Source organism: Nocardia sp. NPDC050713, from assembly GCF_040654315.1.
In the GTDB taxonomy this organism is placed as follows: domain Bacteria; phylum Actinomycetota; class Actinomycetes; order Mycobacteriales; family Mycobacteriaceae; genus Nocardia.
The window spans coordinates 782,577-794,867 of sequence record NZ_JBFAHS010000001.1; the positions used below are offsets into that span (position 1 = coordinate 782,577).

Annotated in this window: 11 protein-coding genes; 3 read left to right on the forward strand and 8 right to left on the reverse strand. The window is 69.7% G+C overall.

The window, feature by feature from the left end; genetic code table 11:
* Positions 1-32: 32 nt before the first annotated feature.
* Positions 33-1,697 (reverse strand): FAD-binding protein, encoded by a 1,665-nt coding sequence (locus AB0H49_RS03115; RefSeq protein ID WP_357246620.1) that lies wholly within the window; start codon positions 1,695-1,697, stop codon positions 33-35.
* A gap of 114 nt (positions 1,698-1,811) precedes the next feature.
* Here AB0H49_RS03115 and kstD point away from each other — a divergent pair, with 114 nt between their 5' ends.
* Entirely contained in the window at positions 1,812-3,527 is a 1,716-nt protein-coding gene (kstD, locus tag AB0H49_RS03120) for a 3-oxosteroid 1-dehydrogenase (protein WP_357246487.1), read from the forward strand.
* 188 nt (positions 3,528-3,715) lie between these two features.
* Complete coding sequence (locus AB0H49_RS03125) at positions 3,716-4,576, forward strand: MaoC/PaaZ C-terminal domain-containing protein (RefSeq protein WP_357246490.1); 861 nt, start codon at positions 3,716-3,718, stop codon at positions 4,574-4,576.
* A gap of 249 nt (positions 4,577-4,825) precedes the next feature.
* Here AB0H49_RS03125 and AB0H49_RS03130 read toward each other — a convergent pair whose 3' ends face one another.
* The 6 genes from AB0H49_RS03130 to zapE form a co-directional block, all read right to left on the reverse strand.
* Positions 4,826-5,284, reverse strand: a complete 459-nt coding sequence (locus AB0H49_RS03130) for a hypothetical protein (RefSeq protein WP_357246493.1) — start codon at positions 5,282-5,284, stop codon at positions 4,826-4,828.
* Positions 5,281-6,564, reverse strand: a complete 1,284-nt coding sequence (locus tag AB0H49_RS03135) for a DUF58 domain-containing protein (protein WP_357246496.1) — start codon at positions 6,562-6,564, stop codon at positions 5,281-5,283. The genes AB0H49_RS03130 and AB0H49_RS03135 overlap by 4 nt, the downstream gene beginning before the upstream one ends.
* On the reverse strand, positions 6,561-7,523 hold the full coding sequence (locus tag AB0H49_RS03140; RefSeq protein WP_355000427.1) for a MoxR family ATPase: 963 nt from the start codon (positions 7,521-7,523) through the stop codon (positions 6,561-6,563). The genes AB0H49_RS03135 and AB0H49_RS03140 overlap by 4 nt, the downstream gene beginning before the upstream one ends.
* A gap of 28 nt (positions 7,524-7,551) precedes the next feature.
* Positions 7,552-8,049, reverse strand: a complete 498-nt coding sequence (locus tag AB0H49_RS03145) for a hypothetical protein (protein ID WP_357246500.1) — start codon at positions 8,047-8,049, stop codon at positions 7,552-7,554.
* Positions 8,046-8,996: a DUF4129 domain-containing protein gene (locus tag AB0H49_RS03150; RefSeq protein WP_357246503.1), complete on the reverse strand. Its 951-nt coding sequence runs from the start codon at positions 8,994-8,996 to the stop codon at positions 8,046-8,048. Before AB0H49_RS03150 ends, AB0H49_RS03145 begins: the two co-directional genes overlap by 4 nt.
* Before the next feature lie 152 nt (positions 8,997-9,148).
* Positions 9,149-10,225, reverse strand: coding sequence for a cell division protein ZapE (zapE, locus tag AB0H49_RS03155; RefSeq protein ID WP_357246506.1), 1,077 nt, complete (start codon positions 10,223-10,225; stop codon positions 9,149-9,151).
* Positions 10,226-10,302: 77 nt separating this feature from the next.
* Between zapE and AB0H49_RS03160 the strand changes: the two genes are divergently transcribed.
* Positions 10,303-10,881 (forward strand): TetR family transcriptional regulator, encoded by a 579-nt coding sequence (locus AB0H49_RS03160; RefSeq protein ID WP_357246509.1) that lies wholly within the window; start codon positions 10,303-10,305, stop codon positions 10,879-10,881.
* Between the two features lie 32 nt (positions 10,882-10,913).
* Here AB0H49_RS03160 and AB0H49_RS03165 read toward each other — a convergent pair whose 3' ends face one another.
* Positions 10,914-12,251 carry an alpha/beta fold hydrolase gene (locus tag AB0H49_RS03165; RefSeq protein WP_357246512.1) on the reverse strand — a complete coding sequence of 446 codons (1,338 nt, stop codon included), beginning with the start codon at positions 12,249-12,251 and terminating at the stop codon, positions 10,914-10,916.
* Between the last annotated feature and the right edge of the window lie 40 nt (positions 12,252-12,291).

Consider the following 12,291-nt stretch of genomic DNA (forward strand, 5'->3'; position numbering starts at 1 on the left):
TCCTTCCGCTGTTGCTTTTTCGAGGACTGTGTTCAACTCGCGCCGCTCCCGGTCCCCTTCGTGGTCACGCTGGCTACCGCCTCCGTGGCCGTCGCTCGCGCCGCCACCTGTTCGCCCGCCGCGGACCGTCCCGCGCGTCGACCGGAGAAGACGCAGTCGGCCAGCGACAGACCGCTGACGTAGGAATCCGAGCAGATGCCGACGGCGGTCCGTCCCGCGGCGAACAGGCCCGGAATGTCGTCGCCCTCGGCGTTCTTCACCGCACCGGTCTGCTCGTCGACGACAACGCCGCCGAGGGTGAGCATCGGGCACGGGTTGGTCAGGCTCGGCTTGATCCCCACATCCAACAACCAGTACGGGCCGCTGCGCACGGGTTCGGTGAATTCGGCGGGCTTGCCGACCGGGTCGGGCGTGCCGTGCTCTATGGCGGCGTTGTGCGCGTCGACGGTCGCGCGCAGTCCGGCTGGATCGATACCCGCTTTGGCCGCAACGGCTTCCAGCGTCGCGCCGCGCACCGCGTTGCGGCGCATCACCTCGAACTGGGCGCGTTGGAACCAGGTCGCCTGGGTGCGGATCTGCTCGATCGCGGTGCGCATCAGTCGCGCGTCGGCGAGCAGCCAGCCTTTGCCTTCGTGCTCGTTGATCAGCTTGTTGCCGACCGCGGCGCCGTAGCGGGTCTCGTCGATGACGCGGCGGCCCTGCGCGTCGACCAGCACCGAGCCGGTGAAAGCGCTGGGCGGCAGGATGAATCGCCAGGCCGAGACGTTGCCCATGTGGTCGGTCGCCGCGCCGACCTGCCGCGCCATCAGGATGCCGCTGCCATCGTCGCCGGTGGTGCCGAGCGCGAGACCGGCGCGGTACTGCGGGCCGTACTCCGCGAGCATGGCGCGATTGGCGATGAAGCCGCCCGCGCTGACCACGACGCCGCGCCTGGCCCGCACCCGGATCGTCGTGCCGTAGCGGCGATCGAGCAGGTCGAGGCGCTTCTCCAGCGACTTGCGCAGCGGCGGATAGTAGATGCCCGGTTTGGCGGCGGCCTTGGCCATGCGGCTGTAGCGGTCGCGGACCCGGCCGGGGGCGTCGCGCAGCGATCGGCACTCGACGCCGATCACCTCGCCGTTGTCGTCGGTGATCAATCGCGTTGCGGTGGTGAGGGTTTCGACGCGCACACCGCGACGCGCGGCGGAGGCGGCGAGCGGACCGGTGAGCTGCTTGCCCGAGGTGCCCTTGCCCTTGACGCGGTGGCCGCGCTGCGCGGGCTCGGCGACCTCGCGGCCGTAACCGGAGACCTCGCTGCCGGAGTAGTACAGGTAGTAGCTGTCGTTCGGGTACGAGGTCTTGTACGGGCAGAGCGAGGCCTCGAACGGCACGCCGTGCCCCTTCAGCCACTCGATCATGGCCGGGCTCTCGTCCACGAAACGGCGCAGCGTCGCCGGTGTGACGGCCGTGCCGACCTCGCGTTCCAGATAGGCGAGCATCTGCTCCGGCGTATCGCGCACCCCCGCCTCGCGCTGCACCGACGTGCCGCCGCCGGCGTAGATGATGCCGCCGGACAGCGCCGACGCGCCGCCTCCGTTGAACCGCTCCAACACCACTACCTGCGCGCCCGCCTCCGTCGCTTCCAACGCGGCGGACGCGCCCGCGGCGCCGTAGCCGACGACGACCACGTCAGCGGTGAGGTCCCATTCGAGGCCCATGTACTTCACTCCGGTCCGAAACTGAAACAAGTTTCCTCGACAAATGGAACGCCGAGCAAGTCTTCTGCCACACAACATAGACCAATGGCGCGTCCATTCTATAACGTGTTCTACATGACAGATCCGGTTCTCGAGCCACACAGCTACGACGTGGTGGTGGTCGGCAGCGGCGCCGCGGGCATGACCGCCGCCCTCACCGCGGCCCACCACGGCCTCAGCGCGGTCATCATCGAAAAGGCCGCGCACTACGGCGGGTCGACCGCGCGCTCCGGTGGCGGCGTGTGGATCCCCGGCAACAAGGCGCTGCGCGCGTCGGGTCGTCCCGACGACCGGGAAGACGCGCGCACCTACCTGCACAGCATCGTCGGCGACGTGGTGCCCAAGGACCGGATCGACACCTACATCGACCGCGGCGCCGAGGCCTTCGACTTCGTGCTCGACCACACCCCGCTGAAGATGAAGTGGGTGCCCGGGTACTCGGACTACTACCCGGAGGCGCCCGGCGGTCTCGGCGAGGGGCGCTCCTGCGAGCCCAAGCCGTTCGACATCAAAGTGCTGGGTGCGGAGAAGGACAAGCTGGAGCCTCCGTATGCGAAGGCGCCGCTGAACGTGGTCGTCATGCAGGCGGATTTCGTTCGCCTCAACCTCATCCGCCGCCACCCCAAGGGCATGATGCGCGCCATGCGCGTCGGCGCGCGCACCTACTGGGCGAAGTTCACCGGCAAGCACATCGTGGGCATGGGTCAGGCCATCATCGCCGCCATGCGCAAGGGGCTGCTGGACGCGAAGGTGCCGGTGCTGCTGAACACGCCGATGACCGAACTCGTCGTGGAGAACGGCGTGGTCACGGGCGTGCGGGCGCTGGTGGACGGCAAGCCCGTCGTGTTCACCGCGCGCCACGGCGTCGTGCTCGGCAGCGGCGGTTTCGAGCACAACGCGGAGATGCGCGCGAAGTACCAGCGCCAGCCCATCACCACCGAGTGGACGACGGGCGCGGCGGCCAACACCGGCGACGGCATCCGCGCGGGCATCGAGGCGGGCGGCGCGGTCGACTTCATGGAAGACGCCTGGTGGGGGCCGACCGTCTTCAAGGGCGGTCGCCCGTGGTTCGCCCTCGCCGAGCGCAATCTGCCCGGCTGCGTCATCGTCAACCGCGACGGCAAGCGATTCGGTAATGAGTCCGCTCCTTACGTCGAGGCTGGGCACACCATGTACGGCGGCGAATACGGGCAGGGCGAGGGTCCGGGCGAGAACATCCCGGCGTGGCTGGTGTTCGACCAGCGCTATCGCAACCGCTACATCTTCGCCGGATTGCAGCCTGGTCTGCGCTTTCCGTCCCGCTGGATGGAAAACGACAACATCGTCAAAGCCGACAGCCTGGAAGAGCTGGCGACCGCGATCGGCGTGCCAGCGGAAAATCTGGCCGCGACCGTCGAGCGGTTCAACAAGTTCGCCGAGACCGGCACCGACGAGGACTTCGGCCGCGGCAACAGCCACTACGACCGCTACTACGGCGACCCGACGGTGAAGCCGAATCCCTGCCTCGCCGGACTGGTGCAGGGCCCGTTCTACGCGGCCAAGATCGTGCCCGGCGATCTCGGCACCAAGGGCGGTCTGGTCGCCGACTCGGCGGGCCGGGTGCTGCGCGAAGACGGCAGCACCGTCGAGGGCCTCTACGCCTCGGGCAACTGCTCGACGCCGGTCATGGGCCACACCTACGCCGGGCCCGGCGCGACCATCGGACCCGCCATCACCTTCGGCTACCTGGCGGTCCTCGACATCGCCAAGCGCAAGCAGGAGCAGCCCGAGGCGGCCGCCTCCGAGGCGTAGCCGCATGCCGTTGCCACAGAGCCACCACACGGTTCGCATAGGCGATGCCTATGTGAACCGTGTGAAAAGTGTGTGGCAACCGCTGTCCCGGCGAGTGGGTACGGCGTTGTCAGCGGGGCGCGCTCGCCCGCAGGATCGATTCGTGGGCCGCGATCGAATCCGTCCACAACCATGCACAAGGAGAACTGATGCCCATCGACCCGAAGATCGCGCTCGGCGCGGAACTGCCGAGCAGGGAGTTCGCGTGGACGCCGTCGGATGTGCAGCTCTATCAGCTCGGGCTCGGCGCGGGGGCGCGGTGGACCGACGCCGCAGAGCTGCGCTACCTCGACGATCGGGAGCCGCAGGTGCTGCCGACCTTCGCGACCGTCGCGCAGACTCTGCACGAGACGGAGCCGCCCAAGGTGAGCTTCCCGGGTATCGACATCGACCTGGCGAAGGTGGTGCACGGACACCAGGAAGTGGAGGTGCACCGCCCGATCCCCGCCGCGGGCAAGGCGACCAGCACCGGTCGGATCAGCGAGCTCTGGGACAAGGGCTCGGCCGCGGTGGTCGTGCAGGAACACACCATCACCGGCTCCGACGGCGCGCCGCTGTGGACCACCCGCTCGTCCATCTTCGCCAAGGGCGAGGGCGGCTTCGGCGGTGAGCGCGGCCCGAGCACGAAGTCGGAGCTGCCCGCTCGCGCACCGGATTTCGACGTCACCACGCGGACGCTGCCGCAGCAGGCGCTGCTGTACCGGATGCTCGGCGACCGCAATCCGCTGCACTCCGACCCCGAATTCGCCCGCGCCGCAGGCTTCCCCAACCCGATCCTGCACGGCCTGTGCACATACGGAATCGTCTGCAAGACCGCGACGGACACCGCGCTGGACGCCGACGCGAGCCGCGTCACCGGTTTCCGCGCGCGCTTCGCGGGGGTGCTCTACCCGGGCGAGACCATCCGCACCCGGATCTGGCGCACCGACGGCGAACTCGTCATCGCCGCGACCGTGGTCGAGCGCGAGGACGCGCCGGTGCTCGCGGACGTCAGCCTGAAGTTCAGCTAGGCGGACGTAAGCCTGGAGTTCAGCTAGACCGGAGGTGACCGTCGATCGCGGCGCGGACGGGCTGCTGACCACACGGCGTGGCGCGGGCTAGGCCCTGTCGCGAAGTCCGGCCGAATGCATCGTGGCTCAGATCGTCGCCTGGCAAGGCGGAGGAGGAGCCGCTACCAGGGGCTGTATCGGTGACGACGACAACGCGGCCAGGCGGCGATCTGGGCCGCGGAGGCGCCGGATGGGACTTCGAGACAGGGCCTAACTCGAGGGCGGGCCGACCATTGCCTCCGGGCGGCTGCGGCGCGGGCCGAGGCCCTGGATCACCAAGGCGTACAACACGATTACGACGACCGGCGCGACCGCGGGAGCCCAGGCCAGACGTAGCGGCAGGAGCGCCGCGCCTACCGCGCAGGCGGCGAAACCTACCGCGCCGACGACCGAGGGCAGCGTGGTGGGCACGACGCCGATCGGCGCGGTCACGGTCGCGGCGTTCAGCAGGTAGGTGGTGGCCACCAAACCCGTTGCGGCCGCGGCGAGCACGCCGGTGTCCGCCCAGGCGAGCGCGCCGATCGCGACGAGCACGGCGGCGACCGCGGCGGGACGGAACCACCAGCCCGCCGCCGTCAGGATCAGCGCGGGCAGGGCCGCGAGCGGCGACATCAGCAGAACCGACGTGACGAGCAGGACGCCGGCGAGGACGGCGAGGAATCTGGTCATCGGCGCACCCGCACTGTCCTGCGGTGCTCGGGCAGCAGGCGCATGATCTGGTCGAGCCTGGCGTCCTGCGCCCACGGCACGATGTCGACGCCGACGGTGCCCATGTCGCGGTACATGGAGGCGCGTTCCAGCTGCCACATGCGCGCGAGCGTCTGGTCGAGTCCGTCCCGAAACGGCGTGCCGCGCAACACGTCCACCACCACGACGACGTGCCCGCGCTTGCGCAGATCGATCAGCGCCAGCGCGAACTGGGTGTCGAGCAGCGTGGAGAACGCCACCACGATCGCGCCGAGCGGCACCGCGGCGTGCGGCGCCAGGGTGCCGGTGGTGGGGATGTGTTCGTCGCCCACGTCGAGCACGGTGTCGACGATCCGGTAGAACTGGCGCCGCCCGATGTCGGGCCGCAACCAGCGCGGGCCCTGGCCGAGGCAGACCACCGCGGTCCGGTCGCCCGCCTGCAATGTCGACTGCACGACCTGGGCCGCGCCGCGCACCGACAGCTCGAGCGAATCGGTCGCCGGGCCCGGCGCTTGCTGCGAGGTGTCGACGAGTACGACGACGTCGGCGGACCGGTTGGTCAGCCGCTCGGTGACGTAGAGGCGCCCGCGCCGCGCGCTGACCGGCCAGTTCACGATCCGCAGCTGATCGCCCGGCGCGTAGGCGCGGATGTCGGCGTATTCCACGCCGGGGCCGTGCCTGCGGGTCAGGTGGGTGCCGAGCCGTTCCGGAAGGTCGGTGCGCGGCAAGCGCATTCGCTGCGGATCGGTCACTGGGTAGACGAACAACTGTCCCGCGGGCAGCGTCGCCGTCGCGACGGCGAGCCCCGCCGGGCTGAGCGCGGACACCCGCACCGACACCGGGTAGCGACCCCAGCGCCCGGCCGAGAGCGCCAGCCGCAGCCCGGCGGGCGCCGCCCCGGAGTCGCTCGCCTCCTCGATCTCGACACCGAGTCCGTGCACCGTCTGCGGCTTCAGGCGCAGCAGCGCGTGCCCCGCCTCCACGAAGGCGGCGACGGTGAGCACCACCTCCTCGGTCTCGAAGCAGCGCAGCGTGCCGCCGCCGTCGACCTGGATCCTGGTCCGCGACTGCTGCCACGGCGCCGTCGCGAGCACGCCGAGCAGCGGCGCGGCGAAGACCACCAACTGCCACCGCGCGAAGACGACCGCGACCACCAGCGCCACCGCCGCGCAGCAGGCCAGCATGTACACCAACAGCGCTGGACGCCACCGCAATTCGGCCTCGACGGTGGCGCTGGCGTCGCGGTGCCTTGACCGGGTCATGTCACGGTGGCGCGCGGGACCGGCAGGCGGCGCAGCAGTTCGGCGATGACGTCCTCGCCGCGGATCCGGCGCACCCACATCTCCGGGCGCAGCGTGATCCGGTGCGCCATGGCCGGAATCGCCAGCGCCTTCACGTCTTCCGGGATGACGTAGTCCCGGCCGAGCAGGAGCGCGCGGGCGCGCGACATCTGCACCAGATCCAGTTCGGCGCGCGGACTCGCGCCGACCTCGACCTGCGGGTGGCCGCGGGTCGCGCCCGCCAGTGCCACGACGTAACCCACCACGTCGGGATGCACCGTCACGTACTCGACCGACTGCCGCATCTCCAGCAGCCCGTTGGCGTCCACCACCTGACTGATCTGCGGCGGCGTCGCGCCGCGCTCGAGGCGTCTGCGAATCATCTGGGTCTCGTCGTGCTCGGAGAGGTAGCCCAGTCGCAGCTGGATGGCGAAGCGGTCCAGCTGGGCCTCGGGCAGCGGGTAGGTGCCCTCGTATTCGATGGGGTTGTCGGTGGCGAGCACGATGAACGGCTGCGGCAGCGGGAAGGTCTCGCCGTCGATGCTGACCTGGCCCTCCGCCATCGCCTCCAGCAGCGCGGCCTGGGTCTTCGGCGGGGTGCGGTTCACCTCGTCGGCCAGCAGCACATTGGTGAAGACCGGGCCGCGCCGGAAGTTGAACCGGCCCGAGTTCATGTCGTAGATGGTGGAGCCGAGCAGGTCGGCGGGCAGCAGGTCGGGCGTGAACTGCACCCGGGTGAAGTCCAGGCCGAGCGCGGCGGCGAAGGATCTGGCGATCAGCGTCTTGCCGAGTCCCGGCAGGTCCTCGATGAGGACGTGCCCACCGGACAGCACGGCGATCATGATCAGCTGCAATTCGTCGCGCTTGCCCACGACGACGCGGCCCAGCTCCCGCAGCACCGCCTCGGTTCGCTGGACGGTCGCGTCCAGTGGCATCGTCATTTGTCTACTCGCACTCGCTCAACCCATTTCACATTCTCTGCAGGCGGCGCAGGATCTCGTCCAGCGCCGCCCGGCCCGGTGCGCGCGTCGTCTGATCGCGCAGTGCCGAGTTCGCCGGATCCACCCAGCGCCACAGTTCCGGTCCGAACTGCAGAATCCCGGCCGCTTCGGTCGCCCTGCGGTTCTTGGCTACCCGCATGCCCGTGGACAACTCGAATTCTTTGGCGAGCAACGGTCGCAGGTGCCGATCCCAGTCGGCCCGGCTGCCGTCGGCGCGCTCGGCCAGCATCTGGGCCCGCGCCTGCCAGCGGTTCAGCATTTCCAGCGGGCCGTTCTCGATGTCGTCGACGCGGTCGTCGTCGTCGGAGTTCCCGCGCTCGCGCAACGTCAAAATCAACTGGAACAGCGCGAGGGCGACCGGGACGGCGGCGAGCAGCAGCATCGCACCGCGCGCCCTGCCGAACGCGACCAGCTCCAGCACCACCACCGCGACGATCGCGGCGGCCGCGATCCCGGCCCTGTTCATCCGGCCACCACCACCTCTCCTTGCAGGTCGGCGAGCACGATGCGCAGCAGCTGCTCGGCGCGCATGCGCTGCCACTCCAGCATCGAGTGCGGGCTGAACCTGGCCTCCTCGAAGAGCGCGACCAGCTCGCGGGCGGACGCGTCGTGCAGCGCGCCGCGCTCGAACGCGCGCGCCAGCACTTCCATCGGGGTGTCGGAGGCCAGCGGCGCGGCCGCGCGGTCGACGGCGAGGCCACGCTCCATGGCGACATAGCAGGCGATGATCGCCGTGCGCGGCTCCTGGCCCGGCGCGTTCATCGCGGCCAGACCCATTTCGGCGGCCCTGGCGAGCGAGTCGACGACGGTCGGCGGCGCGGGCGTCTCCGGCGGCGGCGCGGCGACCGGCTTGCGGCGGGCTGTCGCGGCCACCACCACCAGACCGACCAACGCGACACCGACCAGGACGCCCGCGCCCACGATCGTCAGAACCAAGCTGGTTCCGGTCAGGCTCTCGGCTCCGCCCGGCTGAGGCGGCGGCGTGGTCGGGAGATATTCGGGCGGCGCGCCCTCGCCGGTGGCGGGCGTCGGCTCGGACGGCTGCACTTCCCTGCCGACGCCGACGAAGAACACGGCGGAGGCCGCGGCCAAGACCAGCGCGAGCCCGGCCAGCGCCGCGAGGACCAGCAGACCGACCCGGCCGAGTCGCCATTGGCGGCGCTCCTCCTCGCGATCGGGTTCGGGCATGGCGAGCGGCAGCCGGTGCTGACTGGCGATCACGCCCGCGAGCAGGATCACCACCGAGACCGTGAGCAGCACCGGCATCAGCGCCAAGGCGAGCGCGGAGGGACCGGAGCGACGATCGGCGGTCTCGACCGCGCCGGGAATGTGCCCGCGCAACGCGATGGCGGCAACGGCCAGCAGCGTGATCAGCACGATCACGCGCGATATCGCCGCTCGCGCCCTGACCACCAGCGTTTACCACCAAACCTGAGAACTGCTCGAATCAGCCACATAGTTACATGCCGAACGGTCCGCTCGGGAGGGAATCGAATACTTCGGATCATGTCCGTTTTAACTCGGGTCACCGACGAGTCGTCGCAGGTAGGGCGGGCAAAGTGCGGCTACCCAGCCGCGGCGTTCACCGCTTGTGAGATCTCACAGAGGCGGCTGGCGGTGCGCGAAATATCCGGAACGCCGACCACGCCGTCGACCAGCTCCGGAAGCGGCGCCGCGGCGCAGAGCGTGAGTTCCAGATTCGCGTCGTAGAGGACGTCGACAAGGTTCACCAGACGCATTGCCCAGTCCGGCGGAACCTCGCGCAACCGGGGGACGTTGTGGATCGTCCAGCGGCGGAAGCGCCGGGTCAGGTCCACGTAGTCGGCGGCCGAGGTGGGGGTGCCGCAGAGTGCGGTGAAGTCGAGGGTGATCGCGTCGCCGTCGACGGCGCGGGCTCGAAGTGCGCGGTCGCCGATGGGGACGGTGACGGCGACGGCTGCAGGGGCGGTGCGGTCACCGACCGGAACCGAAATCGCGTCGGCCGTGCGGGCAGCGCAATGGTCGACCGAGACCGTGATCGCATCGGCGGCCGCGCCGCTTGCGGGGCCGCCGAGACTCTCTTCTTCGGTCTCGGTCGGCACGACCAGATAGCGGCCCGCCGCGAAACCACTTGTGGCGTCGCGCTTGCGCAGTGTGCGGTAGTCGGTGGGTCCGTCCACCGAGATCACGTCCAGGTGCTCGACGATGCGCGCGATGGTCGGCACGAACCGGTCGTGGAACAGCGGATTCGGCAGCAGCCGCTCGGGCGGGTAGTTCGAGGTGAGCACCAGCGCGATGCGGCGGGCGAAGAGGGCATCGAGCATGCGGGCGACGAGGATGGCGTCGCCGATGTCGTGCACGTGGAACTCGTCGAAGCAGACCAGCCGCGCGGCGCCGAGCAGCCGCTCGATGGCGGTGTGGATAGAGCCGGTTTCGTGTGCGGTGCTGTGCAATTCGGCGAAGAACCAATGGAAGTGGTATCGCTTCGCGCGGTCGGCGTCGACGGTGGCGAGGAAGCGGTCCATCAGCATGGTCTTGCCGCGGCCGGGTCGACCGTGCAGGTAGACGCCGCGCGCACCCTTGACCGGGCGGCCGCGCCGGTCCACCAGACGCGCCAGCCGGTCGGCCGCCGCGCGCTGATCTCGAGCGAGTTCGATCGTCATTCAGCCTCCTCGCTCTACAGATGTAGAGTCCTCTACAGTTGTAGAGCACAGCGAGGCAGGCGACCCAGAAGGTGATGATGTCCACAACCGACCGGCGCACCCTGATCGTCGACGCGGCCATCGAGCTCATCGCCCGGCGCGGCCTGCGCGGGCTGACACACCGCGCGCTGGACACAGAGCTGGAACTGCCGCCGGGGTCGTCCTCTTACTACTTCCGCACCAAACGCGCGCTGATCGAGGCGATCGCCGACCGGATATCCGCCCGTTCCCGAAGCGATTTCGTCTCGGCGAAGTTCGACGCGCCCGAGACGGCCGACCTTTCATCCATCGCACGCGGCATCGCGATCTGGTTGGACCGGCTGCTTCTCGAACGCCGCGACCACCTGATAGCCCGGCACGCACTGATCGTCGACCTCATCGGCGACCCGGAGCTGCACGCCCGGCTGGCCAACAGCCTCTTCTCGGTCGAACGTGCCCGAGAACTGTTCCGCGCCAACGACTTCCCCGACCCGGATACCGCCGCCGCCGACTTCGTCGCGGTCTTGGAGGGCGCGGTCTTCGACCGCTTCGGGGGCAACCGCAGCACTCTGCCCGCGGGCACCCCCGCCAGCGTCACCCAGCTGACCACTCTCCTGTCGGCCTACCTCCGCCGCTGAAGCCCTTCTCGAAGGGGCCACTCAGTAGTTCTTCACGGCGAATGTCGAGCGGCGATGCCTCGATTCGCGGCGTCGTTGATGGCAGTGGCGAAGGCTCGGGGATTCTCCAGTGGAATGAAGTGCCCCGCGTGCACGTGGCGGACCTGTAGCTCGGTGAAGTAATCGGGCAGCCGGTCGGCCCAACCGCTGGGGAACAACACGTCGTCGTCCGGCCAGAGCACCGTGGTGGGAACGGCAAGGCGCTCGTCGGGGGCGGGCGCCCGTTCGGCGGCGATGCGGGCGACTCCGCCCGTGCCGACCCGGTACCAAGCCAGCGATGCCGTGAACGCACCCGGCGGGGAGTACACCGAGACGAGGTGATCGAGATGATCGTCGGCGAGCGCGAAGCCAGGTCCGGACCAGTGCGACCAGAAGTGGCGCAGAAAGGCACGTACGGCCTCGGGCTTGCCATCGATGAGTTCGTCGGCGAGCCGGAGTTGGTTGAACGGCACGTACCAGAACTCTCGTTGCGCTTCGGCCGAGAGGATCCGTTCCCCGATGCCCGGCAGAGGCGGCGTCAGCACCAATTCCCGGATCAGATCCGGTCGTAAGCGCGCCACCGCGACCGCGATCCTGCTGCCGATATCGTGCCCGCCCAGCACCGGCCGGTCCAGCTGTAGTTCTTGGATCAGTCCGATGACGCTGCGTGCTTGCGCGTCGACGCTGTACTGAGTCGAAGGGTCCGCGAGATGCTTGTCGGACGCACCGAAGCCGCGGAGGTCCGGCACGACGACATCCAGCGTCGGCAACAGCGAAACCACGTCGCGGTATTCGGTCCTGTCGCTCGGCCACCCGTGCAGCAAGACGACCGGGGTCCCGGCCCCGGCTCGGTCGTAGGCCAACCGGAATCCGTCGATCGCGGACGTCCGCTCGACGCGCTGACCGGAGGGGCGAGAAACCGGCCAGCCGCGCTGGGAGTAAGTCGCGCCGGTGAAGTAGGCGCGGATGCCTGCGGCCGGGTACTCGATGACATCCCCCGGCAACGCCGTCAAGGCGAACCAGGCCAGCTCGTAGCACTTGTCGGGCTCGCGGTTGACCGGTTCGCCGGACCAATTCACGGCCTCGAAGAAGAGCCCGAGACGGGCTTCGCGCCCAGAGCCGACGACGTGCGCGGTGTGGATGTGGCGGAGGTCGGCGGGATCGACGACCACGCCGATCTCCTCCAGCGCCTCGCGGGCCGCGCCCGCCGTGGCCGACTCGCCAGCTTCCAGCTTCCCCGCCGGTAGGTGCCAGCGCCCGTCGAATTCGTCGGCGCTGCGCCGCCTGCTCAACAGCACCTCGCCGCCGCGGACGAGCATGATGTGGACGTCGACAAGGTGCCGGTCGGTCATGAGACTCCTCCCGTCGCGGCGACGATGCCGCTCCAACCTA